We start from the raw sequence: 26,210 nt of genomic DNA, 5'->3' as shown, positions 1-26,210 counted from the left end.
TTAAAAAAAAGAGGGTTTAAATTATATAAAAGCTATAATTTTGCCGTTAAACTCAAAATTTATCAATAATCAGCAATTAGCAAGTTATTATGGAAGATAAAATAAATGCATTTATGGAGGAGGTGAAGGGTCGTAATAGCCATGAACCGGAATTCATCCAAGCTGTTCAAGAAGTGGCAGAAACTGTGATTCCGTATATCCTCAATAATGAAATTTACAGTGGTAAGAACATTTTGTTAAGGATGGTAGAGCCAGAAAGGTTGATTTCCTTTAGGGTGTCATGGGTAGATGACCAAGGAGAAATCCATGTAAATAGAGGGTATAGGGTTCAGATGAATTCCGCCATAGGTCCATATAAAGGAGGATTAAGGTTTCACCCTACTGTAAACGCCAGCGTCCTAAAATTTTTGGCCTTCGAACAAGTTTTTAAAAATAGCCTAACCACATTGCCCATGGGAGGTGGTAAAGGGGGTTCTGACTTTGATCCAAAAGGGAAATCCAATGATGAGATTATGCGTTTTTGTCATGCTTTTATGACGGAATTGTGTAGGCACATAGGGCCTAACACCGATGTACCTGCCGGGGATATTGGGGTTGGTGCCCGGGAAATTGGATTTTTGTTCGGGATGTACAAAAAGATTAGAAATGAATTTACCGGTGTTTTAACAGGTAAGGGGCTTTCTTGGGGAGGATCTAAAATTAGGCCAGAGGCAACAGGATACGGGACTGTGTATTTTGCACAGAGTATGTTGCAATCCAAAAATGACCAGATTAAGGGTAAGACAGTGGTGATCTCCGGATCTGGAAACGTGGCCCAGTATGCTGCAGAAAAGGTAATTAGGCTAGGTGGAAAGGTAGTTACCCTTTCCGATTCCGGGGGGTATATTTATGACAAGGAGGGTATCACTGAAGAGAAATTGGAATTTGTGATGGATTTGAAGAACAATAAACGTGGCAGAATTTCGGAATATGTCAAAACATATAGCTCCGCAGTATTTCATGAGGGGAAAACACCCTGGGACGTTAAATGTGAAATGGCCCTGCCATGTGCCACCCAAAATGAATTGGATGGCAACGATGCCAAAACCTTGTTGGAAAATGGATGTATATGTGTGGCGGAAGGGGCCAACATGCCCTCTACCCCAGAGGCGATACACGCCTTTCACGATGCAAAAATTTTGTTCGCGCCCGGTAAGGCTTCCAATGCGGGCGGTGTAGCTACCTCAGGCTTGGAAATGTCACAGAACTCGCTGCGTATAAGTTGGACACGTGAGGAGGTGGATGAGCGACTGCAAAAAATAATGAAGGATATACACGACGCTTGTGTAGAATACGGGCAAGAAGAAGATGGGTACTGCAATTATGTGAAGGGGGCAAATATTGCCGGGTTTGTAAAAGTTGCGGACGCCATGCTGGCACAAGGGGTTATTTAAGTCTCTATAAATCTTCGGACAAGAAGATTGCCAAAGTTCTTTTTTATAATTTGTGGGACCCGTACGTTTCTGTGAAACCTACGGGTCTCTTTGTGTTATCTTTGTACCTAGATATAAATTCCTATGCAGCTAACTACAAGGGCCATTGTTCTTACCTCGCTAAAATATGGGGACACCAGTTTAATCGTCAAAATTTATACATTGACTGATGGAATAAAGACCTATATGTTGAAGGGGGTGCTTTCCTCAAAAAAGAGGAAGTTGAAACCGGCCTATTTTCAGCCGCTTTCCCAATTGGAAATGGTTGCCTCCCATAAGAATAAAGGTACCTTGGAATCTATTACAGATGTTAAGGTCTGTTATCACTACCAGACCCTGCATACTGATATTGCCAAAAATGCCATAGCGTTTTTTTTGGCCGAAATGTTGGCCAATAGTATCCACGAGGAAGAGCCCAATGAGGGACTGTTCAATTTTCTGGAGGCTTCCCTACAATGGTTGGATACCCATGGGAAATTTGCCAATTTCCACCTTTTCTTTCTGATTTCTTTGACCAAGTATTTGGGGTTCTATCCAGATACCACCTATTCCCATTTACCCTACTTTGATCTTTTGGAAGGCGAGTTCTTGGAGATTCCTTCATTAAACCCTGGTCTTACAGGGGATGATTTAAAATTGTTTAAATCGCTTTTAGGCATAAATTTTGATGCCTTACCAACGATTAAGTTCAATAAAAAGAACCGTCAGGACCTCCTAAAAACCCTTGTTCTGTATTTTGAATTACATTTGCAGGGTTTTAGAAAACCAAGGTCCTTGGCCGTGTTAAATGAAGTGTTTAGCTAATATGCAGAAAATTACTTTCATAATCATTTTCCTGGTATTTCAGGTAGGTATGGGGCAGGTGATTGTTGTTTTGGACGGGGATAACCACCGGCCCATTCCAAATGTTATTGCGTACAATACCGATAAGTCCAAAACCTCACTATCCGACTTGGACGGTAAATGTGATCTGTCCAAATTTGGCCAAGGAGAGCGAATAGCCCTTATGCATATAGGGTATCAAACGGTTAGGGCAACCAAAGGGGCACTGCTAAAGAAGGGTAGATTGTATCTGGAATTAACGGCAGAGCAGCTAGATGAGGTGGTGATGTCCATCTCTAAATGGGAGCAACAAAGAAAAGATATTCCTCAGAAAATTGCTGTGATCAATGCCAAAACGGTAGATTTTACCGCCCCTCAGACTTCTGCGGACTTGCTGCAGAATAGTGGAAAAGTATTTGTGCAGAAAAGTCAGTTAGGGGGAGGTAGTCCCATGATAAGGGGCTTTGCTACCAATAGACTGTTGCTTACGGTAGATGGTGTGCGAATGAACAATGCCATTTTTAGGGGGGGGAATATTCAGAATGTTATTTCTATTGATCCCTATGCTATAAGGAGTACCGAAATAATCTTTGGTCCGGGCTCTGTAATCTATGGTTCGGACGCTATAGGTGGGGTAATGAACTTTTATACCAAGGACGCACAATTCTCAAAAACAGACAGTATAAACTTCTTTGGTAAGGGAAATTATAGGTTTTCCACAGCCAATATGGAGAATACAGTTCATGTAGATTTTAATCTGGGCAAGAAAAATTGGGCATTTTTAACTAATATAACCTATAACGATTTTGACGATCTAAAAATGGGCTCCCATGGTCCCACATCTTATTTAAGAGACCATTTTGTAACCATAGTGGAAGGGGAGGATAGACTGGTGCAGAACCCGTCGCCCAAAGAGCAAACTCCAACAGGATACAACCAAATAAATCTAATGCAGAAAGTGGCGTTTAAGCCCAATAATAATTGGAATGCCAATTTAAGTACCTATTATTCGGAGACCTCGGATTACGCCAGATATGATAGATTGATAAGGCCTTCCAAGGACGGTACGGGCCTGCGGTCTGCCGAATGGTATTATGGGCCGCAAAAATGGTTTATGGCCAATCTTCAATTTTATAAAAATGGAAAAAGTAAGTTTTATGACGGCTTAAAAATTACCACGGCCTATCAAAAATTTGAAGAAAGTAGAAACGATAGGAGTTTTCAAGATCCCATAAAATATATGACCAAAGAGAAGGTAGATGCTATTTCTGCCAATGTTGATTTTGAAAACAAACGTATAGGCAACCTGCGGTTGTATTATGGGGGCGAATACGTTTTTAATAAAATTGGTTCTAAGGGAACAGAATTAAATATAGAGACTACGGAGCAGTTAGGTTCGGCTTCCCGTTATCCCGACGATGCTACTTGGCAAACACTGGCAGGCTATATAAACAGTGAGCTAAAGGCAAAGCCCAACTTTACCTTTTTGTCAGGTTTGCGTTATAGTCACGTGTGGATAGATGCTGTTTTTGATCAGACCTACTATTCTTTTCCCTTTAAGAATGCAGATTTAAGTACTGGGGCATTAACTGGGAGTATAGGGTTTAGTTGGTTTCCCAAGGTGGATCTGCAGCTGACCTTTAATGGCTCTACAGGATTTAGGGCCCCCAATATAGATGATGTAGGGAAAATATTTGATTCGGAACCGGGCTCCGTAGTAGTGCCCAATCCAGAGTTGGAACCGGAGTACGCCTATAATCTGGAGATCGGCGTCCAGAAAAATTTTAATGATAAGCTCATGCTAAAGGGCGCTGCTTTTTATACTTATTTGGTAGATGCCTTGGTGCGCCGTGATTTTCAGTTCAATGGAAGTTCTGAAATGGAATACAATGGGGAGCTGAGCAATGTACAGGCCATTCAAAATGCGGCCAAAGCCTATGTCTATGGTTTTGAATTTGGCTTGGATGCCTTTCTTACGGAAAGCGTATCGGTCAATGCCAACCTTACCCTTACAGAAGGTATAGAGGAAGAGGATGATGGTACCAATAGTCCGGGAAGGCACGTAGCACCTACCTTTGGGGATTTTCATCTTATTTGGAAAAATCAGAAACTAAAAACCGACCTGTTTTTGAATTTTAACGGAGAGATTGACTATGATGATATGTCGATGTCCGAAATAACAAAAGACTATATCTATGCATTGAACGCAGAGGGTAATCCCTACTCGCCATCCTGGTATACGTTGAACTTTCGTTCCCAATATCAGCTCAGCAATACCTTAAAGCTATCCCTTAATTTGGAGAATATTACAGATCAAAGATACCGTTCTTATTCTTCGGGTATTGTGGCCCCCGGTATTAATCTAATTTTGGGAGTAGGCTATTTGTTTTAAAAAGATAAGGGCCAGGTATTGTATCCCGGCCCTTAATAATTTATGTGCTTAAGGATTTTTATTCTTCAATTTCCTCTTCTACCTTCTTGGCAGCTTCTCTGGTCTGGTCTACCGCCGTCTGGGTAGCTTTCTCCACATCTGTGCCAAGCTTTTTGGCGGCGTCCTTAACGCTATCCATTGTGGCTCCAGCTTTGCCCCATGCTTCGGTGCCAGCTTTTTTCATATCGTCCCCAATTTCTTTGGCCTCTTCAAGGGCCTCGTCTGCGGCATTTTTAACCTCTTCCCCAACATTGTTTAAATCCTCTTCTACCTCTTTTATGGCTTTATTGGTCTTTTCCATAGCGTCTTCGGCCTTGTCTTTTGCATCCCGGCAAGATGTAAGCGAAATACCTATGGTTAATAATAAGATAGCGCTAAAGATTACTTTTTTCATGTTTTTAATTTTAAGGTTTATTTAGTGACTGCTATAATAAAATACGTTGTATAGGACTTTACGGATTTTTTTAAGGGGTAATAAATGGGAAACTAAGGGCTTATTTTAACAATGGGTACTTATGTGGTTGGAAGAATGATGTGCAGTCCCTAAAAAAAATGTAAGAAAATTAATCGTTTATGATGCTGTGAATCAGTATTATATGATATAATTTAATTTTTTTGATGTTTTTTTTGGTAGGGTAGGAAGGGTCTTGATTGTTATATAGGCAAATGTCTAAAATTAAATTATTATGAAGAATTATTTAAAGATTTCAGGATTGGCTTTAATAGCTTTAGTAGGGATGATGTCATGTAATAAAGACGATGATTCTGCCATGGAGGCCGAAACCTACAATACCTCCTTTGAAGTTACTGATGCGCCTATAGATAATGCTGATGTAGAGGCGGTATTTGTTACCATTGCCGATGTTTCGGTTGACGGAAAGTCTTTAGAAGGATTCAGTGCAACAACAGTAAATTTGGCAGCTTTGGTCAATGGAAAGACCGAGGCATTGGGTAATTTGGACCTACAGGCAAAATCGTATTCAAATATTGTTTTTGAATTGGATTTTGACCAAGATGTAGACGGTAATGCTCCGGGATGTTATGTAGAGCGCGCCAATGGGGAAAAAGATGCTTTGGTTGCCACATCCAACAAAATTACCATCTCTGACAAATTTGAGGTTCTGGCAAATGCTACCAACGTAATTGTGATTGATTTTGACCTAAGGAAAACAATCAAAGAAGAGAAAGAAGGTGCGTCTAGCGATTTTGACTTTGTAACGATGAGCGAATTATCTGCCGGAATTAGAACGGTAAACGCAGAATTGACAGGAAAAATTTCTGGTAATGTTAACGATGCCAATGATACATCGGACAAGATAATTGTCTATGCATACGAGAAAGGAAGTTTTGATGCGGATGTTGAAACACAGGGAAAAGGAGAAAGTGGCGTTACTTTTGCCAATGCGGTAACCAGTGCTGAAGTTACAGGTTTAAGTGGCTCTTATAGCCTTGATTTCTTGGAAGAGGGAGAGTATGAGTTAATTTTTGCTTCCTACAATGAGGCAGAGGATAATGGGTTCTCCTTCAATGCATTGTTGAACGTTGAGTCTACTACGGGATTAAATCTTGGAGCTGTAGAGGTTGGCTCGACCCTTCAAATTAGTGCCAATGTAACCATAACTGGGACCAAATAAACTGAATCTATTTATTAAAAAGTATAAAAGCCCCTTTTCAAAGGGGCTTTTTGTATTTATCTAAATCATTTTTACGCTAAAAATCACTAGTTTTGCAAACTTAAAATGTAGCATTAGAAGCTGTTATTATGAAGTTTGCAGAATACAAGGGTTTAGATTTGCCAAAAGTAGCTGAGGAGATATTGCGCTATTGGAAAGAGCATGATGTTTTTGAAAAAAGTGTAAGTAGTAGGGAGGGCAAAAATAGTTTTGTTTTTTATGAAGGACCGCCGTCCGCCAATGGATTACCGGGAATTCACCACGTTATGGCCCGGACCATTAAGGATATATTTCCCCGCTATAAGACCATGAAGGGATATCAGGTTAAGCGAAAAGCGGGTTGGGATACCCATGGCTTGCCCATAGAGTTGGGGGTAGAGAAGGAATTGGGGATTACCAAGGAAGATATTGGCACCAAGATATCGGTGGAGGATTACAATGCGGCCTGTAAGAAGGCGGTGATGAGGTATACGGATGTCTGGAATGCCATGACCGAAAAAGTAGGGTATTGGGTAGATATGGATGACCCTTACATTACCTACAAGTCCAAATATATGGAGTCTGTTTGGTGGTTGCTAAAGCAGATATACAGTAAGGGACTTATTTATAAGGGGTATACCATACAACCTTATTCCCCTAAGGCCGGGACGGGGCTAAGCTCCCATGAATTAAATCAGCCCGGGACCTATCAGGATGTTACGGATACTACTATAGTAGCACAATTTAAAACCCTTAAAGAGACACTTCCACAAACTTTTCAAGAGGTTTTGGGCGATGTTTTCTTTTTGGCATGGACCACCACTCCATGGACCTTGCCCTCCAATACGGCTTTGACCGTAGGGCCAAAAATAGATTACGTACTGGTGAAAACGTACAACCAGTATACTTTTGAGCCCATGCATGTGGTTGTAGCCAAATCATTGGTGGGGAAACAATTTAGCGGTAAGTATTACGAAGCCGAAAGTATTGAGGATTTTGAAAAATATTCATCCAAGGACAAGAAAATTCCATTTCAAATAGTTGCTGCTGCCAAGGGTGTAGATCTTGTAGGTGCTAGGTATGAGCAATTGTTGGATTATGCATTGCCATATCAAAACCCTGAAAATGCTTTTAGGGTCATTAGTGGGGATTTTGTAACCACTGAGGACGGTACGGGAATTGTACACACGGCGCCTACTTTTGGGGCGGATGATGCCTTGGTAGCCAAGTTGGCCCAGCCAGAGGTGCCTCCAATGTTGGTACTGGATGAAAATAAAAACCCGGTTCCTTTAGTGGATTTACAGGGTAGATTTCGTCCTGAAATGAAGGAATTGGGCGGGAAATATGTTAAAAATGAATACTATGACGAGGGAAAAGCTCCTGAGCGCTCTGTAGATGTAGAAATAGCTATTAAACTAAAAGAAGAGAATAGGGCCTTTAAGGTAGAAAAGTATGTCCACAGTTATCCTAACTGCTGGCGTACCGATAAACCTATCCTTTACTACCCCTTGGATTCATGGTTTATAAAAGTTACCGATATCAAGGAAAGGATGTTCGGTTTGAACCAAACCATAAATTGGAAGCCGAAGGCTACAGGGGAAGGAAGATTTGGTAACTGGTTGGCAAATGCCAATGACTGGAATCTCTCGCGTTCCCGCTATTGGGGAATACCACTGCCTATATGGCGAACGGAAGATGGTAAGGAGGAAATTATTATAGGCTCCGTTGCGGAACTAAAAGAAGAAATTACAAAGTCTGTTGCTGCTGGGGTGATGGAGAACGATATTTTTTCTGATTTTATCGTAGGGGATATGAGCGAGGATAATTATGAAAAAATTGACCTTCATAAAAATATTGTTGATCAAATAGTATTGGTCTCCGCTTCAGGAAAGCCCATGAGACGGGAGAGCGACCTAATTGATGTATGGTTTGATAGTGGTTCCATGCCTTATGCCCAGTGGCACTACCCCTTTGAGAATAAGGAGCTCATAGATGAAGGGAAGACTTTTCCTGCAGATTTTATTGCAGAAGGAGTGGATCAGACACGTGGATGGTTCTATACCTTACATGCTATTGCTACCATGGTATTCGACTCTGTTGCCTATAAGAACGTGGTGTCCAATGGACTTGTGTTAGATAAGGAAGGCAAGAAAATGTCCAAGCGATTGGGTAATGCGGTAGACCCATTTGAAACCATGGAAGAACATGGGGCCGATGCCACTAGGTGGTATATGATCTCCAATGCCAATCCTTGGGACAACCTTAAGTTTGATGTTGAGGGTATTGCCGAGGTTAAGCGTAAGTTCTTTGGTACATTGTATAATACCTATTCCTTTTTTGCGCTGTATACCAACATTGATGGCTTTAATTATAGTGAGGCCAACATACCGCTCAATGAAAGACCGGAAATAGACCAGTGGATCCTTTCCGAACTTCATTCCCTGATCAAAGTTGTGGATGAGGCTTATGATGATTACGAACCCACTAGGGCCACTAGGGCCATTTCGGATTATGTGCAGGAAAATTTGAGTAATTGGTATGTTAGGTTAAGTAGGAGGCGCTTCTGGAAAGGGGATTATCAGCAGGATAAGATATCGGCTTACCAAACATTGTATACCTGTTTAAGCACGGTAGCAAAACTCTCTGCCCCGGTAGCGCCGTTTTATATGGATAGGCTGTATAAGGATTTAGCCGCTACCACTAAGAAAGAGCCTTTTGAGAGCGTGCATTTGGCCGATTTTCCCAAATATGACAGTGCCATGGTAAATAAGGAATTGGAAAGCAAAATGGCCAAGGCGCAGACCATTTCCTCTTTGGTATTGTCTATTCGTCAAAAGGAAAAGATAAAAGTAAGACAGCCTTTGCAGAAGATTATGATACCAGTTCTGGACAATAAGCAACGTTCAGAGATAGAAGCGGTAGCTGAACTTATCAAATCTGAGGTGAACGTAAAGGAAATAGAACTGTTGGACGATGCTTCCGGTATTTTGGTTAAACAAATAAAGCCAAATTTCAAAACTTTGGGACCAAAGTATGGTAAGGATATGAAGTTGATTGCCAGAGCTGTAGCCCAATTAAATCAGGATGATATCCAAAAAATTGAACAAGAAGGCGAAATTGTGCTGCATTTTAATAATAAAAGTATTACTTTACAGTTACAGGATGTAGCGATCTCTTCTCAAGATATAGAAGGTTGGTTGGTGGCCAGTTCCGGTCCTATAACCGTAGCTTTGGATATCTCCATAAATGACGACCTCAGAAAAGAGGGTATTGCGAGGGAGTTGGTAAATAGAATTCAAAACCTAAGAAAGGAATCCGGTTTTGAAGTGACAGATAAGATAGATATTAAATTATTGAAAAATGGCTTAGTTGAGGAGGCGGTAGAAAGTAACGTTGCTTACATAAAAACCGAGACCTTGGCAGCCGAACTTAATTTCGAGGAAAGCTTGGATAACGGAATAGAAATAGCTTTCGACGAAGTTAATACCAGATTGTTTATTGTAAAACATTAAGATTATGGCCGAAGAATTAAAAGTAAGGTACGCGGACAAAGACTTGAACGAGTTTAAAGTCTTGATCGAAGAAAAAATTGAGAAAGCAAAAAGTCACCTTGAACTACTGAAAAGCTCCTATATGAATGACGGTAATAATGGTACGGATGATACCTCGCCAACGTTCAAGGCTTTCGAGGAGGGCTCGGAAACTATGAGTAAAGAAGCCAATACACAATTGGCCATTAGACAAGAGAAATTTATTCGTGACTTAAAGAATGCTTTGCTGCGTATAGAAAACAAGACCTATGGTATATGTCGTGTTACAGGAAAGCTTATCAGTAAGGAAAGACTTAAATTGGTGCCTCATGCCACCCTAAGTATTGAGGCTAAGAATATGCAATCCTAAAACATAAAAACGCCTAAATAGGCGTTTTTTTATGGAATGAGACAACTTCTAGTTATTATCTTTTTATTGGGTGTATCTGTTGTGGGTGCGCAAAAAAGGGTAAATAAAAACATGGAAGCCCAGGGGGTCTCATTTGTCCAGATCGATTCCGAAAATTGCTTTAAAGTAGAATTGAGCACCGTAGCGGATAAACGTATAAACGTGGAATCTGACATGGATGGGGAATATATGCAGAGTTTATTGCTAAATGTTCTTCGGGAAGGGAATACCGTTTGGATTGGGGCGGGTTTTCAGCCTAATTTTAGGGATCCCAACGATAAATTAAGTGCGCATAAAGTGGTTTCCATCTCCCTAAAAATTTCTATCCCCCAATACCTTGATGTTTCCGTTAGCGGAACCAACAGTAATGTTAGCGCTACGGGTGTTTATGACAATTTAAAAATTGCCTTAACAGACGGCACTTGTTCATTGGAAAGAGTAGGCGAAAATATTACCGTTAGCAGCCAAAGTGGTAATATTGCCCTTTTGACCTCGGGGGCGGAAATACAGGCCTCCAGCAAATATGGGAAAGTGGATAGGGAGTTTATTCCACATGGAGATAATCAATTTTCCCTTAACACCATTACCGGAAATATCCGCATAAGAAAAACCGAATAATATGTTTATTTTTACCGCATCTATTTGTAAGAAATGAGTTTAAAAAAATCCCTGATTATTATAATTGCAATTTTGGCCATTGACCAAATAAGTAAAATCTACATTAAGACAAACTTTGTTCTAGGTGAGTCCGTAGATGTTTTTAACTGGTTTAAAATATTATTTATAGAAAACGAAGGGGCTGCTTGGGGAACCAAATTGAGCGATATACTTCCTATTTCGGACGAGATTGGAAAATTGATACTGACCATTTTTAGGTTGTTTGCCATTATAGGTATTGGTTATTGGTTATATGACACCATTAAAAAGAACTCGTCCCGTACCTTAATACTATCGGTTTCCCTAATATTTGCCGGGGCCTTGGGAAATATACTGGACTCGGTTTTTTACGGGATGATCTTTAATGATAGCTACTCACAAGTGGCTACAGCCTTTTCTTCCGATCCATATGGGAGTATATTTCATGGAAAAGTAGTGGATATGCTTTATTTTCCAATGATAGATACCATTTGGCCAGAATGGGTGCCGGTAGTGGGGGGCAATACATTTCGCTTTTTTGAGCCTGTTTTTAATATTGCGGATATGGCAATAAGTACTGGAGTAGGAATCCTTATAGTATTTAACAAAAAGGCGTTTGGAGATAAGGCAAGCGAAACCAACTAGAACTTATAAATTTGTTTCGGGCTAACACAATAGTCCAAGGGCACGTCTAGGGGAGAAACATCTGATATTTTTTTTTCTGCTTCAAATAGGGAAAGACCAACCTTAATTACATCGGGTCTACACTTGCTTAATAGGACGTCATAATAGCCCTTTCCGTATCCTATTCTATTTCCGTTTAAATCAAATGCCAATAGTGGTAATATTACCACGTCTATCTTCTCGGTTGGAATTTCAATCCCGTCCAAGGGTTCTGGTACCTTCCATTGATTGAGTTTTATTACGGTACTATCGGTAAGTAAATAATTGATAAGGTCTTGATCGTTGAGCATTTTTGGCAGAACAATATTTTTGTCCTTGCCTTGTAATATGGAAAGTATATAACTGGTGTCTACTTCTTTTTTTTGGGTAATAGGGAGGAACAAGTGGTAAAAAGAATGGTCCCAAATAGGTAATTTAAGTAGCAGGTTTGCTATTTCTAGGCTTAAATCGGAAACGGTTTGCGGGGAAAGATCTTCACGGCGCTTTGTATAGGTAAGGCGCAAATCTTTTTTCAACATAGCAGTTGGTTATACGGGGAAGTTGAAGAACTGTACAATTAGTTGATACAATTACTCCTTAGAAGCCACGGCAACATAAATTTTGAAAAAAAGCATCAGAATTAAATATGTTCCCAAGGTTATTATATAGTTGTCCATGCGTTAAATGTTTTAATTTTTCTAAATATAAATAAAAAAATGGTATTTCATCCACAAAGGGTAGCGTTTTATCGATGAAATACCACTTTTTTAACAATTTTTTTTGGTATAGTATTTTTTTGAGGCCTATTTTAGGAAATTGTTAACTGTAAAGTAGTGAAATTCAGAGTATTACTATTTTTATGCGTTGTGGTACGTTGTAGGATATAGGTATGTTATCGATTGTATTTTCGTCTGGTGGAGTCTTATAGGTTCAGAGCACGACTATTGCATCCAATTATTAGCTCATTTTAATGTTAGTGCTCTGTCTGCTAACTTTGAATCTCCCAAATTCCTGTGCTTGAACAGGAAGTTAAAAAGTGATATTTTTTGTGTCCTTTGATAAAAACATAGTAATTTTCCATTGCTAATTAATTCAGAAAATTCACGGTAGTACATGTCCACTATACCCATTGAAGTACAGTTGAGTACGCTTCCAACCACTCCCGGGGTATATCAGTTTTATGATCAGGAAGAAAAGATACTTTATGTAGGAAAGGCCAAAAATCTCAAAAAAAGGGTCTCGTCCTATTTTACCAAGAAGCATGATCACGGAAAGACCCGTGTTTTGGTTAAAAAAATACGGTCTATTAAACATATAGTAGTGCCTACCGAGTCGGACGCACTGTTATTGGAGAATAATCTGATTAAGAAATACCGGCCCAGGTACAATGTATTGCTAAAGGACGACAAGACCTATCCGTGGATATGTATTAAGAATGAAAGGTTTCCAAGAATATTTCCCACCCGGAAGCTGATCAAGGATGGATCCGAATATTTTGGGCCCTATACTAGTATGAAAACTGTACATACACTATTGGACTTAATTAGAAGTGTTTATCCCTTGCGTACCTGTACTTATGACTTGGCACCAGAAAAGGTTGCCGCAGGAAAATTTAAAGTATGTCTGGAATATCATTTAGAAAATTGTAAGGGGCCTTGCGAGGGCTACCAGACCCAACAGGATTATCACCGGCAGATACAAGAGATAAGGGAAATTGTTAAAGGAAACTTTAAATCCTCCCTTCATTATTTTAGAAGTCAGATGAAGGCCCTGGCCCAAGAGATGAAATTTGAGGAGGCCCAGCTGATCAAGGATAAGATAGAGGTTTTGGAAAACTATCAGGTAAAGACCACTATAGTAAACCCTAAAATCAATAATGTGGATGTGTTTTCCATAATTTCGGATGATTCCTTTGCCTACGTTAATTTTCTGCAACTTTCACATGGTTCCATTATTCGTTCCCATACCATGGAGATCAAGAAAAAATTGGAGGAAACTGATGAAGAATTGCTGCAATTGGCCATAATAGAGATTAGGCAGCGCTTTAATTCATTGTCCAAAGAGGTTTATCTTCCTTTTGAAGTGGCCTTGGAGCCGGATATTAAAGTGGTTGTTCCCAAGCTGGGGGATAAGAAGAAAATATTGGATCTATCGGAGCGCAATGCCAAGTTTTTCAGACAGGATAGATTTAAGCAGATTAAGATAATTGATCCGGATAGGCACACCAACAGAATAATGGCTCAAATGAAGGCAGATCTGCGACTTTCCAGAGAGCCTAGGCATATAGAGTGCTTTGATAATTCCAATATACAAGGAAGCAATCCTGTGGCAGCCTGTGTTGTGTTCAGGGATGCCAAGCCTTCCAAAAAGGAATACAGGCATTTTAATATTAAGACTGTAGAGGGGCCAGATGACTTTGCTTCTATGGAAGAGGTGGTTTTTAGGCGTTATAAGCGACTTTTGCAAGAAGAGGAGCCCTTGCCCCAGCTTATCGTCATAGATGGGGGAAAGGGGCAGCTATCCTCGGCATTGAAAAGTTTGGATGCCTTGGGGCTTAGGGGCAAAATTGCGATAGTGGGGATAGCCAAAAGATTGGAGGAGATATATTTTCCACAGGACCCAATACCCCTATATTTGGACAAGAAGTCCGAGACCTTAAAGATTATACAGCAATTGAGAAACGAGGCCCATAGGTTTGGGATTACTTTTCATCGAAATAAACGCAGCAAGGCCGCCATTAATTCGGAATTGGAAGCTATAGAGGGCATTGGAAAAAAAACCGTGGAAGAGTTGCTGAAAACGTATAAGTCGGTTAAGCGTATCAAAGAGGCCTCAATAGACAGTCTGGCCCAAACCATTGGAATGTCCAAAGCAAAGAAAATTTATGAAACTTTCCATTAAAGTCCTAACTTAACTCAATGCTTAGATCGGTTGTCATATTTTGTCTGATTTTTACCTGCCATTTGTCCCGGGCCCAGCAGCTGACAGAGAAAAAGGATCTCAAGGTGGGGTTGGTGCTCAGCGGAGGTGGAGCAAAGGGTTTGGCCCATATAGGCGCCCTAAAGGTAATAGAGGAGGCTGGGGTTGAGATCGATTATATAACCGGTACAAGTATGGGGGCCATTGTTGGGGCATTATACGCTTCTGGCTATACTGCTGCGCAATTGGACTCTATTTTTAAAAACACGGATTTTGAGAACTTAATTCAGGACAATGTGCCTAGGAGCGCCAAAACATTTTACGAGAAGGAAGACTCTGAAAGATATGCATTGACCCTGCCCTTTAACAATTTCAAGATCTCCATTCCCCAGGCCCTATCCGGTGGGCAAAGTATCTATAATGAGTTTGTAAGGTTGTTGTACCATGTAAAGGATATCAACGACTTTAATAAGTTGCAGATTCCCTTTGCCTGTATTGCAACAGATGTGGAAACCGGGGACGAGGTGCTACTGAATAAAGGTTACTTGCCAGAGGCCATCTTGGCCAGTGGTACCTTCCCATCACTTTTTAGACCGGTGGAAATAAATGGTAGGATCTTAATAGATGGGGGCGTGGTAAATAACTATCCCATTAAGGAGGTGAAAAGAATGGGGGCCGATATCGTAATTGGGGTCGATGTGCAGCATGGACTATCGGACAGGGAGGCTTTGCTCAGTGCTACAGAAATATTACTGCAGATCAACAATTATAGGACTGTTAAGGATATGGAAAAAAAATCGGTGGAAACCGATATCTATATCACCCCGGACATAAAATCTTTTTCTGTGATCGATTTTGACCTGGGAGCGCAAATAATAGATAGGGGAGAGGTGGCGGCAAGGTCCAAATTAACAGAGCTGACCAAAATATCTACAGAAGCGCAAGACAATAGGCCCGTGATCAGGGCGGCAATGGTAAGGGATACACTGATGATCAATGAATTGATGATCCAAGGTAATTACAACTATTCCCGAGCCTATATTAGGGGTAAGTTGAGGTTTAATGTTGAGGATAAAATAACTTTTGAAAAACTGCAGGAGGGGATAAACAATCTGTCCGCTACAGGTAATTTTAGCGCCATTAAGTATGAGCTTCTTCACAACGGGGACGGGGTAGGTTTGCTTCTGAACGTAAAGGAGAATCCTAATAAGACCTTCATTAGGCTGGGGGTTCATTTTGATGATCTGTACAAAAGTGCAGGCATGGTGAATTTTACCAAGAAGAACTTTTTAATGGATGATGATGTAGCTTCCCTGGACTTTATAATTGGCGATAATCTGCGGTATAATTTGGAGTACTATGTGGATAAGGGTTTTTATTGGAGTTTTGGCATAAATTCCAGATTGGACGATTTTAATAAAGAAATTAATTTTGACCTGATAAGGTCTAATTTTGATGTAGGGAATAGCTCCAATATTAGCACTATTACTCTTAGTGCTACCGACCTAACCAACCAGGTGTATTTGCAGACGGTTTTACAGGAGGAATTTGCCTTTACCCTTGGATTGGAGCACAAATTGCTAAAATTCAGTACCAAGACCCTAGCTCAGGTAGATACGGTCTCCAACGCCTCCAGTATTCCCAAAAAAAGGACCTATTTTGAAAAAAGCAATTTTTATAGTGCCTATGGGCAATTGACCTTTGATACATATGACGATGTGTTCTTTCCTACAAAAGGCCTGTTTTTCGATGGTGATTTTCATCTATATCTGGTGTCGTCCGATTTTAACAACAACTTTAAGGAGTTTTCTATAGGGAAGGCAAGGATGGGAGGGGCGTTTCCGTTAGCTAGAAATCTGTACTTGAATTTGGAGACGGAAGGAGGTTTTAAATGGGGAATCTCACCTGTAACTTCTTTGGATTTTGTGTTGGGCGGATTCGGCACCAATCTGGTCAATAATTTTATACCTTTCTATGGGTACGATTTTTTAAGTTTGGTGGGGAATAGTTACGTAAAGGCATATGGCAGATTGGATTTTGAGTTTTATCCCAAGAACCATCTGTTGTTTGCAGCAAATTTCGCCAATGTGGGCGATGACCTTTTTAGAACGGCAGATTGGTTTGTGGCCCCCGAGTATTCAGGATTTGCATTGGGCTACGGGTTCGAATCTTTTATAGGACCTATTCAGGTGCTCTATTCCTATTCGCCGGAAATTAAGGAAAACCACTTCTTTTTTAGTATAGGATATTGGTTTTAAGTGCCATATAATTTTTATTGTCGGCTAAAAGTGTTGATCTTAACACTACAAGCCAAAATTTATTCCGATATTTGATATACAGGATTTATTGCATGCTACGATCAAGAATTGATATTTCCTCCCAGCTTAGGGCAATGTGGTAATCTACCGGACATTTTGCTGTCTTACAGGTCAGATACAAGGAAGGAGGGCAGCACTTCGGCCATTCCTTGGGGGCTTAACATTTCAATCAATTCAAAAATTAGTACATCTATGGCAAGAGACAAGACATCTTTAAAACTACCAAAGGAAAATACGGAGGCTGCAGATTTTCTTCCCCTCCTTGGGACCGATTATGTGGAGCTTTATGTGGGAAACGCCAAGCAGGCCGCCCACTATTATATGTCGGCCTGGGGCTTTCAGCCTTTGGCCTATGCAGGTCTGGAAACAGGGCTCAAGGATAAGGTTTCCTATGTGGTTCAGCAAGACAAGATAAGACTGGTGTTAACATCCCCCCTTAAATCCGGGGGCGACATTAACAAACATATAGATGCCCATGGCGATGGGGTGAAGGTAATTGCATTATGGGTAGATGATGCCCGGGATAGTTATGTAGAGACCATGAAACGGGGGGCTGAGAGCTATATGGAGCCAAGGGCCCTAAAGGATGATAATGGGGAGGTGGTTTTGTCTGGTATTCATACCTATGGGGAGACAGTGCATGTTTTTGTGGAACGTAAAAAATATAGTGGGGTGTTTATGCCCGGTTTTAAGGAGTGGAATCCGTTTTATAAACCATCTGACGTAGGTCTAAAATATATAGATCATATGGTGGGAAATGTTGGCTGGAACGAGATGGACAAATGGTGTCAGTTCTACGCCAAGGTAATGGGTTTTGCGCAGTTGGTTTCCTTTGATGATAAGGATATATCTACAGAATACACGGCCTTGATGAGCAAGGTGATGAGCAATGGTAACGGCAGGATTAAATTCCCCATAAACGAACCGGCAGACGGTAGAAAGAAATCCCAAATAGAGGAGTATATAGAATTTTACAATGGAGCAGGAGTGCAGCACATGGCCTTGGCAACCGATAATATCATTGAAACGGTAACGGCACTGAAAAATAGGGGTGTGGAATTTCTTAGCGTACCAGCAAGTTATTATGAAAATGTGTTGGACAGGGTGGGGTCTATAGATGAGGATTTGTTGCCGCTGAGTGATCTGGGGATTTTAATAGACCGCGATGATGAAGGGTATTTATTACAAATTTTTACCAAACCCATTTTGGATAGGCCTACCATGTTTATAGAGATCATTCAAAGGAAGGGTGCCAAGTCCTTTGGCAAGGGGAATTTTAAAGCCTTGTTCGAAGCTATTGAGAGGGAACAAGCATCGAGGGGAACGCTGTAAAATAGTGCTTTTTCTTAACTTTTTGCCAATTTTGGGTTTCTAATTATTAAATAGTGTTAATAGAATCGTTAAAGTAAGTTAAATCCTATTTTTTAAAAAGATCTTGTATTAAATTTGTCCTCAGTAAGGGGTGGTTCCCTTACAACTTTAAGTATTGGTTTTTCATAATTTAAAGTTTGGTTGGTTATTTAGGAAAAGCCCAGTTTTACGACTGGGCTTTTTTTGTGAGTTTTATTTTGGAACAAATATTGTTTAAGTATTATCAAATAAAAGAATAGTATAATCGTTTTTATTAATTTTACAACAGTAAAAGGTTTGTGCCATAGCTGATTATGGATGCCACTGCATGTTTAATGCCTGTTTTGTGATAATGGGCAGCAAGTACATCTGACTTAATAAAGACAGATAATTTTAAACATATGAGAAAGATTTGCTTAATACTTATTTTGATATTTGGATTCACCATAAATTCCCAAGTCAATCAATTGGGGCATGGAGGGGAATTTGATTTATTGGAAGATAAGGATAATAAATCCACCTTCAAACCGGGAGAATGGTTAAAGTTTCGGATACATTACGGGTTTCTCAATGCCAGCTATGCTACCTTACAGGTTAATTCGGCCAATTTAAATGGGGTGCCGGTATATCATGTAGTGGGAAATGGGAAAACAACCGGATTTGCCAGTATTTTTTTCAAGGTAGATGATACCTATGAAAGTTATTTTGATAAAAAGGATGGCCGTCCGTATAAATTTATCAGGAAGATCAATGAAGGAGGTTATACCAAGGATATTGAGGTAAATTTTGATTATACCAAGGATATTGCTGTTCTAAACGACAAAAAAAAGGATAAAAAGTTTAATTTTACCATCCAAGAGGGTATTCAGGATTTGGTTTCCGCTTTTTATTTCCTCCGCAACAATTATGAGGTTGAGGATTTGGTTGTGGGAAAGTCTATTGAATTAAACCTCCTATATGATGATGATGGGGTGTTTAGGTTTAAGCTCAAATACTTGGGCAAAGAGGTGTTAAGGACAAAATACGGTAAGGTAGAATGCCTAAAATTTAGACCTTACGTGCAATCTGGAAGGGTGTTTAAGGAGCAGGAAAGTCTGTCCTTATGGGTCTCCAATGACAAGAATAGAATCCCTATCCGTATACAGGCAGATTTGAGTGTTGGGTCTATCAAAGCAGATTTGGACGGATACAATGGCCTTAAGCATCAATTTAAAATTATAATGGATTAAAAATGAACAAAGAGCATATTGATTCCCAGATTTCCAAACTCCAAGAAAAATACAAGGATTCTGGGCAAGACCTAAGCTCTTATTTGGACGGACTCCTCTATCAGCGTTATCTTACCTATTGGGATTATATCCACCTAGATACCCTACTAAGTATCCAAGTGCCCAGGACGCATTTCCCGGACGAGGAGATTTTTATCATGTACCATCAGATCACCGAGCTATATTTTAAGCTAATCCTGCACGAACAAAAGCAGCTTGTGGACGACAAGACTCAGGACGTTGATTTTTTTATAGAAAAGGCAGATAGGATAAATAGCTATTACAAGGTGTTGATTTCCTCATTTAGCGTAATGATCAAGGGGATGCAGCGGGAGCAGTTTATGCAGTATAGAATGGCCCTTTTGCCGGCCAGTGGTTTCCAGTCTGCCCAATATAGAATGATTGAACTATATGCCACTCCCATGGAGAACCTGGTGCATTTTTCGGAAAGACTTGACTTTTCCTCCAAAAACTCAATTGAGGAATTATACGAACATATATATTGGAAAAAAGGGGCGACCGATGTGGTTACAGGAGAAAAAACACTGACCTTAAAACAGTTTGAGTATAGATACACCCCAAGGCTAATACGGATAGCCAACGAGGTGAAGGGCAGTACTATATATCATAAATACCAGCAATTGCCCCAAAAGAGCAAGGGTAATAAAACACTGGTTGAAGCGTTAAAGGCTTTAGATGTAAATGCCAATATAAATTGGCCATTAATGCATATGGGGTCGGCATACCGTTATCTTACCAAGGATAACGAGCAAATTGATGCCACCGGAGGAACCAATTGGAAGGAGTATTTGCCTCCTAGTTTCCAAAAGATTGTATTTTTTCCGGAACTGTATACGAAAGAAGAGTTAAATAATTGGGGTAAACAATGGGTAGACCATATCTTTAACCCAGAAAAAGTTTAGAAGTAGAATGCGAAAATATTTGGGGCTAGTTTTAAGTTTGATTTTTATCGTTGCCTGTAAGGATGAGAAGCCTAATAAGGACGAGTTGGCGGAGGTGGTAACTATAGAAAAACCTGTTGTAGTAAAGCAGTTCGGATTTAATCTGGACGATTTTGAAGTACTTCGGGATACCGTTAAAAACGGAGATAGCTTTGGAGAGCTAATGTTGAAGAATAGGGTAGATTATCCAAAGATAGCTAAAGTGTCCGAGCAGTTCAGGGATACTTTTGATGTTCGTAAAATAGTAGTAGGGAAACCATATCTGATATTAAAGTCCAGAGACACCGTGAAGGATGCTCAGGTCTTTATTTATGAAAATGACCCTATTAACTATACGGTGATCGATTTCAGGGACAGTGTGGTTGCCTATAAGAACAGTAAAGAGGTGAAATTTGTAGAGAGAGAGGTTTCCGGGGTTATAGAATCATCCCTGTCAGAGGCTATATTGGACCAGGGGATAGATTATAATGTTACCAATAGTATGGCCGATATATATGCCTGGACCATAGATTTTAACCGACTTCAGAAGGGGGATAGGTTTAAGGTAATTTACAAGGAGAAATATATTAACGATACCATCTATGCCGGTATCGGAGGAATTAAAGCAGCTTATTTTGAGCATAATAAAGAGCCGTTTTATGCCTTTAATTTTATGTCCGATTCCACAAAAGGTATAGTGGATTACTACGATGAATCAGCGAATAACCTAAGAAGGGCATTTTTGCGTATGCCAGTGCAGTTTAGCAGAATTTCATCACGTTACAATCTAAAGCGAAGGATAGCCTATTACGGATACAAACTTAAACCCCACAGGGGAACTGATTATGCGGCTCCCATAGGCACTCCAATTTTGGCCACGGCCAATGGAACGGTAGTTGAGTCTACCAGAAGGGGCGGTAATGGCAAATACGTAAAAATAAAACACAATTCTACCTATAGCACCCAATATCTTCACATGAAGGACCAGAATGTGAAGAAAGGCGATTTTGTAAAACAGGGAGATGTAATAGGCTGGATTGGGATGACCGGTAATACGGGAGGTCCGCATGTTTGCTACCGTTTTTGGAAGAACGGGGTGCAGGTAGACCCACTCAGGGAAAAGTTGCCTGCAGCAGAACCCATAGCAGACAGTCTTAAAACCAAATTTTTAGATCATATAGCACCTACAAAAGTGCAATTGGACTGTATTGAATTCACTGATTTTCCCAAAGAGGACTTATTAACACTTAATTGATATAATGGCATTACAAAATACCAACCCTACCACGACCAAAGCCTGGAAAAAACTAGCACTGCATTTTGAGGAAAGCTATAATACGTCCTTAAAGGAGTTATTTGGCCAAGAATCCAATAGGGCAAAACAGCTTAGCATACAATGGAACGATTTTTTAGTAGATTATTCTAAAAATAGAATTACTCAAGAGACCTTGGATTTATTGGTGGATTTGGCGAATGAAGTGGGGTTAAAAGATGCTATTCAAAAACAGTTTGAGGGTGGCCTTATCAATAAAACAGAGGGCAGGGCAGTTCTTCATACGGCGTTGAGGGCTAAGGAATCGGATGTCATAAAGGTAGATGGGGTTAATATTGTTCCTGAGGTTTATGAGGTTAAACGCAAGATCCAAACCTTCACAGAAGCGGTTATTTCCGGTTCTAAAAAAGGATATACGGGAAAAGCGTTTACCGATGTGGTGAATATAGGTATTGGTGGTTCGGATCTGGGGCCTGCCATGGTGGCCGAGGCTTTAAAATTTTATGGCAACCATTTAAAAATGCATTTTGTAAGCAATGTAGATGGGGACCATGTTTATGAAACCCTAAAAGGGTTAGATCCAGAGACTACCTTATTTGTGGTAGTATCCAAGACGTTTACAACCCAAGAGACCCTGAGCAATGCCATGACCATTAAGAAATGGTTTTTAAAAAATGCGTCCCAACAGGACGTGGCAAAGCATTTTGCTGCGGTGTCTACCAATACTGATAAGATAGCAGAATTTGGAATAGATTCGGACAACGTATTCCCTATGTGGGACTGGGTCGGAGGAAGATTTTCCCTCTGGAGTGCGGTTGGTCTTTCCATAGCCTTGGCCGTTGGGTACAAGAATTTTGATGATATGTTGGCGGGTGCCAATGAAATGGATGAACATTTTAAAGCTGCGAGTTTTTCCGAGAACATCCCGGTAGTTTTGGCGTTGATCAGTATTTGGTACAATAATTTTTATGGTGCAGAGACCGAAGCGATAATTCCATACACTCAATATTTGAGCAGGTTTTCTGCTTATTTACAACAAGGTATTATGGAAAGTAATGGAAAGAGTGTGGATAGGAACGGACATAGGGTTGGTTACCAGACCGGCACTATCATTTGGGGAGAACCCGGAACAAATTCCCAACACGCCTTTTTTCAATTAATCCATCAAGGTACAAAATTGATTCCTGCCGATTTTATTGGTTATAAGGAATCGTTGCACGGGGATGAAGATCACCACAACAAATTAATGGCCAATTTCTTTGCCCAAACAGAAGCCCTTATGAACGGGAAGACAGCGGGAGAAGTAAAAGAGGAATTAGCCGGTAAAGACTTGTCCGAAGCCCAAATGGCGGAAATATTGCCATTTAAGGTTTTTGAAGGGAATAAGCCCACCAATACCATTCTGATCAATAAATTGACCCCTGCCAGTCTTGGTTCCCTAATAGCCCTTTACGAACATAAAATATTTGTTCAGGGTGTAATATGGAATATTTTTAGTTATGACCAATGGGGAGTGGAATTGGGAAAACAATTGGCAACCGCTATTCTAGGCGATATTGAGGGGGGTAATATTGCGGAGCATGATTCATCTACGTTAAATCTATTAAATATCTTCAAGGAATAGATTAAAATTTTGAGTATTTCTCGGTATATGGTCTAACGTGTTGTTTTTCAGTGTATAGTTGAGTTTTTTATGTTAAATTTGCCACCATTAATTTAACATTACCTTAATATATTGTTATAAAAAATACTACATTTTTGCAGCGATTATTAAGAACTAATTAACTCAAGACAAATGAAAAAAATGTACTTCGCTTTTGCCGTATTCTTATGTGCGGCCATTGGATTTTCACAAGGAACTATTACAGGTACCGTAGTTGATGGTGACATTGGCGGGCCATTGCCAGGGGCAAATGTTAGTCTGCAGGGCACAGCTATTGGCGTGGCAGCAGATTTTGACGGAAAATTCACCATAGAGGTTCCCCAAAGTGCTGGAACCTTGGTTATATCCTATATTGGTTTTATTCCTAAAAAAGTAAACTTTACCCAAACAGGAAGTATAGGAGCTATTTCCTTAATGCCAGACGCCCAAGAGTTGGAAGGTGTGGTAGTAGTAGGTTCCGGGATTATAGATTTGGCCGAGGATAGAGAAACACCCATCGCGGTTTCTACGGTTAAGGCTAAGGAAATTAGGGAGAAAGCCGGTAACTGGGATTTGCCAGAGGTCTTAAAGTCTACTCCTTCTGTTCAGAACGTAAAGGGTGGTGCGTTTGGTGACGGTCAAATGTTCCTAAGGGGATTTGATCAGACCAATACGGCTTTTTTATTAAACGGACAGCCAATCAACGGAATGGAAGATGGAAAAATGTACTGGTCTAACTGGTCTGGGGTAATGGATATTGCCAATGCTATTCAGGTGCAGCGTGGATTGGGGTCTTCCAAATTGGCTATTTCCTCTGTTGGAGGTACCGTAAACATCGTAACCAAGACCTTGGACAAGCGTGAAGGCGGTTTTTTTCAAACAATGCTAGGGAACGATAACTACATTAAAACCATGGGGTATTATTCTACAGGAATAATGGATAATGGCCTGTCTGTTGCTGCCATGTTGGGACACTGGCAAGGTGATGGATATGTAGACAATACAGACGGCCAAGGTCAGACGTATTTCTTGTCCTTTGGTTATGTTCCAAATGAGAATAATGTGTTCAACTTTATATTGACCGGTGCTCCACAGTGGCATGCGGTGGCAGGTACTGATGATCTTAGAACATTTTTGGACAACGGAAGAAAGTACAATTCTTGGAACACCGATAATGTAAATAGTCCCAATACCCTAAATGGAGGGGCTTATCCGGGCGGCAGAAATATCTACCACAAACCGGTAGCCAACCTTAGTTGGGATTTGACTTTTGACGAAACTGCTTCCCTGTCTACCGTTTTGTACGGTTCAATAGGAAGAGGGAGCTTTGCGCAGTTAATAACTAGTTCTGGGGAGGCTCTTTATGCCAGGGGATCCAACAACAACCACAATTGGGGTGGATTGGTGACCAATTTTAATAAGGAGATCAACGAAAACCTGAACTTTAATATGGGTGCCGATATTCGCTTGTACAACGGAATCCATTTTAGGGATGTACGTGAGTTTATTTCAGTCGATGCTGTCTCCGCTTCAAGCAATTACAACGGGGGCGCTTACGAGCTTACCAATGCCTATGGCGGCATTAATCCGTGGAATATAACATTTAACCCCAATGATGATCACTCCCAAAGATTTGGATATGATTATGAGGAAAAGATCAACTACGCAGGGGTGTTTGGGCAACTGGAGTATAGTAAGGGTTCTTTTTCTACCTTCTTCCAGGGGGCGGCTTCCACACAATCACATATTAGGGAAGAATTCTTGAACGCGGCCAACGAGGGACAATCCGAAAAATCGGAAAAAGTAAATAACCCTGGTTTTAACGTTAAGGCCGGACTTGCATATAAATTATCCGAGCAAAACGTACTATTTGCGAATGGAGGTTACTACTCTCGCCAGCCCTATCACAGTGATTTGTATATAGATGATAGAAATTCAAATGATTTAAATCCACTTGCTACCGAAAATCAGAAAATTACCGGATTGGAAGGTGGGTATAAGTTTATGGGTGATATAGTATCAGCTAACCTAAATGTGTATTACACCATTTGGGACAACAGGATACAGTATAGCTCTGACGATACCAATGATGATAATATTGTGGACGAGTTTACACAAACCAGTCCGTTGAAACAGGTGCATTCCGGAGTGGAATTGGAAGTGTTTACACGCCCTGCGGACGGATTGAATTTTCAGGGATTTGTCTCAATTGGTAATTGGGAGTACGATGGTAACGTAACCACAACTACTTCTGATGAAAATGGTAACATACTCTCTACTGGAGACCCCAGCTATATTGATGGGGTAAAAGTGGGTCAGGCTGCACAGTTCACCGCCGGTCTAAGTGGAGATTATGAAATATGGCCCAGATTTAAGGTAGATGCCAACTGGAATCTTTATGATAACCTGTACGGTACTACAGACTTTGGGGATTCTGAATTCTCTACCCAAGACAATAAAGGAGCCATTAAATTACCTTCTTATGACACTATGGACGCCGGACTGTCATATCGTATGTTAGTAGGTGCGGAAGACAACAAATCCATTCAATTCCGCTTAAACATTAACAATGTCTTTGATGAGGTGTATTTGGAAAGTTCTAGAGACAATATACACGCCGAGGCTGGTGATGACGTTTGGAACGGTGTAAATACCGAGAACCGTGTTAGATTTGGTTATGGTAGAACCTGGAACTTTAGTCTGCGTTATACTTTCTAATTAGGAATGGGGCAAAGAAATTAAAGTCTCTGTATTTTGACCAGACTCTGAAAAACTAAATCATTTTTAGTTGTAATTTATAAAAAGCGATCCGATAAACTTAGTTTTATTGGATCGCTTTTGTTTTTTTTACTTCTGTTTGGTCCCTTTTACTTTGTTTATGGGT

The 26,210-nt window shown here is 40.4% G+C and carries 18 protein-coding genes; 16 read left to right on the top strand and 2 right to left on the bottom strand.

Annotation, left to right across the window (positions count from 1 at the left end; translation table 11 throughout):
- Nucleotides 1-89: 89 nt before the first annotated feature.
- The 3 genes from gdhA (at nucleotide 90) to EHW67_RS05195 (ending at nucleotide 4,686) form a co-directional block, all read left to right on the top strand.
- On the top strand, nucleotides 90-1,433 hold the full coding sequence (gene gdhA, locus EHW67_RS05205) for an NADP-specific glutamate dehydrogenase (protein WP_126161300.1): 1,344 nt from the start codon (nucleotides 90-92) through the stop codon (nucleotides 1,431-1,433).
- Between the two features lie 123 nt (nucleotides 1,434-1,556).
- Nucleotides 1,557-2,276 (top strand): DNA repair protein RecO, encoded by a 720-nt coding sequence (gene recO / locus EHW67_RS05200; protein ID WP_126161299.1) that lies wholly within the window; start codon nucleotides 1,557-1,559, stop codon nucleotides 2,274-2,276.
- A 1-nt stretch (nucleotide 2,277) separates the two neighbouring features.
- Nucleotides 2,278-4,686, top strand: coding sequence for a TonB-dependent receptor plug domain-containing protein (locus EHW67_RS05195; protein ID WP_126161298.1), 2,409 nt, complete (start codon nucleotides 2,278-2,280; stop codon nucleotides 4,684-4,686).
- Between the two features lie 58 nt (nucleotides 4,687-4,744).
- Here the strand turns inward: EHW67_RS05195 and EHW67_RS05190 are convergent, their stop codons facing one another.
- Nucleotides 4,745-5,119, bottom strand: a complete 375-nt coding sequence (locus EHW67_RS05190) for a hypothetical protein (protein ID WP_126161297.1) — start codon at nucleotides 5,117-5,119, stop codon at nucleotides 4,745-4,747.
- A 292-nt stretch (nucleotides 5,120-5,411) separates the two neighbouring features.
- On the opposite strand from EHW67_RS05190, the gene EHW67_RS05185 reads away from it, so the two are divergent.
- From EHW67_RS05185 to EHW67_RS05165, 5 genes are all read left to right on the top strand, one after another.
- Nucleotides 5,412-6,359: a DUF4382 domain-containing protein gene (locus EHW67_RS05185; protein WP_126161296.1), complete on the top strand. Its 948-nt coding sequence runs from the start codon at nucleotides 5,412-5,414 to the stop codon at nucleotides 6,357-6,359.
- A 128-nt stretch (nucleotides 6,360-6,487) separates the two neighbouring features.
- Entirely contained in the window at nucleotides 6,488-9,889 is a 3,402-nt protein-coding gene (ileS, locus tag EHW67_RS05180) for an isoleucine--tRNA ligase (protein ID WP_126161295.1), read from the top strand.
- A 4-nt stretch (nucleotides 9,890-9,893) separates the two neighbouring features.
- On the top strand, nucleotides 9,894-10,277 hold the full coding sequence (locus tag EHW67_RS05175) for a TraR/DksA family transcriptional regulator (RefSeq protein WP_031445713.1): 384 nt from the start codon (nucleotides 9,894-9,896) through the stop codon (nucleotides 10,275-10,277).
- A gap of 36 nt (nucleotides 10,278-10,313) precedes the next feature.
- Nucleotides 10,314-10,934 (top strand): DUF4097 family beta strand repeat-containing protein, encoded by a 621-nt coding sequence (locus EHW67_RS05170; RefSeq protein ID WP_126161294.1) that lies wholly within the window; start codon nucleotides 10,314-10,316, stop codon nucleotides 10,932-10,934.
- Between the two features lie 33 nt (nucleotides 10,935-10,967).
- Nucleotides 10,968-11,597, top strand: coding sequence for a lipoprotein signal peptidase (locus EHW67_RS05165; RefSeq protein ID WP_126161293.1), 630 nt, complete (start codon nucleotides 10,968-10,970; stop codon nucleotides 11,595-11,597).
- Here the strand turns inward: EHW67_RS05165 and EHW67_RS05160 are convergent.
- Entirely contained in the window at nucleotides 11,594-12,154 is a 561-nt protein-coding gene (locus tag EHW67_RS05160) for a 5-formyltetrahydrofolate cyclo-ligase (RefSeq protein WP_126161292.1), read from the bottom strand. The genes EHW67_RS05165 and EHW67_RS05160 overlap by 4 nt on opposite strands.
- Nucleotides 12,155-12,728: 574 nt before the next feature.
- Here EHW67_RS05160 and uvrC point away from each other — a divergent pair.
- From uvrC to EHW67_RS05120, 8 genes are all read left to right on the top strand, one after another.
- Nucleotides 12,729-14,516 (top strand): excinuclease ABC subunit UvrC, encoded by a 1,788-nt coding sequence (gene uvrC, locus EHW67_RS05155; RefSeq protein WP_126161291.1) that lies wholly within the window; start codon nucleotides 12,729-12,731, stop codon nucleotides 14,514-14,516.
- Nucleotides 14,517-14,533: 17 nt separating this feature from the next.
- Complete coding sequence (locus EHW67_RS05150; RefSeq protein WP_126161290.1) at nucleotides 14,534-16,792, top strand: patatin-like phospholipase family protein; 2,259 nt, start codon at nucleotides 14,534-14,536, stop codon at nucleotides 16,790-16,792.
- A gap of 252 nt (nucleotides 16,793-17,044) precedes the next feature.
- The gene (hppD, locus tag EHW67_RS05145; RefSeq protein WP_126161289.1) at nucleotides 17,045-18,184 is read left to right on the top strand and encodes a 4-hydroxyphenylpyruvate dioxygenase; all 1,140 of its coding nucleotides are present in this window, start codon (nucleotides 17,045-17,047) and stop codon (nucleotides 18,182-18,184) included.
- A 419-nt stretch (nucleotides 18,185-18,603) separates the two neighbouring features.
- Nucleotides 18,604-19,431, top strand: a complete 828-nt coding sequence (locus EHW67_RS05140) for a DUF3108 domain-containing protein (RefSeq protein WP_126161288.1) — start codon at nucleotides 18,604-18,606, stop codon at nucleotides 19,429-19,431.
- A 2-nt stretch (nucleotides 19,432-19,433) separates the two neighbouring features.
- The gene (locus tag EHW67_RS05135) at nucleotides 19,434-20,393 is read left to right on the top strand and encodes a tryptophan 2,3-dioxygenase family protein (protein WP_126161287.1); all 960 of its coding nucleotides are present in this window, start codon (nucleotides 19,434-19,436) and stop codon (nucleotides 20,391-20,393) included.
- 7 nt (nucleotides 20,394-20,400) lie between these two features.
- Entirely contained in the window at nucleotides 20,401-21,666 is a 1,266-nt protein-coding gene (locus EHW67_RS05130) for a peptidoglycan DD-metalloendopeptidase family protein (RefSeq protein ID WP_126161286.1), read from the top strand.
- A gap of 4 nt (nucleotides 21,667-21,670) precedes the next feature.
- Complete coding sequence (gene pgi, locus EHW67_RS05125; RefSeq protein ID WP_126161285.1) at nucleotides 21,671-23,308, top strand: glucose-6-phosphate isomerase; 1,638 nt, start codon at nucleotides 21,671-21,673, stop codon at nucleotides 23,306-23,308.
- A gap of 171 nt (nucleotides 23,309-23,479) precedes the next feature.
- A complete protein-coding gene (locus tag EHW67_RS05120; protein ID WP_126161284.1) occupies nucleotides 23,480-26,044 on the top strand; it encodes a TonB-dependent receptor in 2,565 nt (854 codons plus the stop codon).
- The last annotated feature ends 166 nt before the right edge of the window (nucleotides 26,045-26,210 follow it).

Source organism: Arenibacter aquaticus (assembly GCF_003957295.1).
In the GTDB taxonomy this organism is placed as follows: domain Bacteria; phylum Bacteroidota; class Bacteroidia; order Flavobacteriales; family Flavobacteriaceae; genus Arenibacter; species Arenibacter aquaticus.
Note: the sequence above shows the minus strand (reverse complement) of the source record. Positions and strands in the feature narration are given on the sequence as shown.

Bases quoted from the DNA above. Each gene is read 5' to 3' on its own strand.
- EHW67_RS05165 (WP_126161293.1), top strand. From the start codon at position 10,968: ATGAGTTTAAAAAAATCCCTGATTATTATAATTGCAATTTTGGCCATT.
- EHW67_RS05150 (WP_126161290.1), top strand. From the start codon at position 14,534: ATGCTTAGATCGGTTGTCATATTTTGTCTGATTTTTACCTGCCATTTG.
- EHW67_RS05190 (WP_126161297.1), bottom strand. From the start codon at position 5,119: ATGAAAAAAGTAATCTTTAGCGCTATCTTATTATTAACCATAGGTATT.
- uvrC (WP_126161291.1), top strand. From the start codon at position 12,729: ATGTCCACTATACCCATTGAAGTACAGTTGAGTACGCTTCCAACCACT.
- recO (WP_126161299.1), top strand. From the start codon at position 1,557: ATGCAGCTAACTACAAGGGCCATTGTTCTTACCTCGCTAAAATATGGG.
- EHW67_RS05130 (WP_126161286.1), top strand. From the start codon at position 20,401: ATGCGAAAATATTTGGGGCTAGTTTTAAGTTTGATTTTTATCGTTGCC.
- EHW67_RS05140 (WP_126161288.1), top strand. From the start codon at position 18,604: ATGAGAAAGATTTGCTTAATACTTATTTTGATATTTGGATTCACCATA.
- pgi (WP_126161285.1), top strand. From the start codon at position 21,671: ATGGCATTACAAAATACCAACCCTACCACGACCAAAGCCTGGAAAAAA.
- EHW67_RS05120 (WP_126161284.1), top strand. From the start codon at position 23,480: ATGAAAAAAATGTACTTCGCTTTTGCCGTATTCTTATGTGCGGCCATT.
- EHW67_RS05195 (WP_126161298.1), top strand. From the start codon at position 2,278: ATGCAGAAAATTACTTTCATAATCATTTTCCTGGTATTTCAGGTAGGT.
- EHW67_RS05160 (WP_126161292.1), bottom strand. From the start codon at position 12,154: ATGTTGAAAAAAGATTTGCGCCTTACCTATACAAAGCGCCGTGAAGAT.
- EHW67_RS05135 (WP_126161287.1), top strand. From the start codon at position 19,434: ATGAACAAAGAGCATATTGATTCCCAGATTTCCAAACTCCAAGAAAAA.
- EHW67_RS05185 (WP_126161296.1), top strand. From the start codon at position 5,412: ATGAAGAATTATTTAAAGATTTCAGGATTGGCTTTAATAGCTTTAGTA.
- ileS (WP_126161295.1), top strand. From the start codon at position 6,488: ATGAAGTTTGCAGAATACAAGGGTTTAGATTTGCCAAAAGTAGCTGAG.
- EHW67_RS05175 (WP_031445713.1), top strand. From the start codon at position 9,894: ATGGCCGAAGAATTAAAAGTAAGGTACGCGGACAAAGACTTGAACGAG.
- gdhA (WP_126161300.1), top strand. From the start codon at position 90: ATGGAAGATAAAATAAATGCATTTATGGAGGAGGTGAAGGGTCGTAAT.
- hppD (WP_126161289.1), top strand. From the start codon at position 17,045: ATGGCAAGAGACAAGACATCTTTAAAACTACCAAAGGAAAATACGGAG.
- EHW67_RS05170 (WP_126161294.1), top strand. From the start codon at position 10,314: ATGAGACAACTTCTAGTTATTATCTTTTTATTGGGTGTATCTGTTGTG.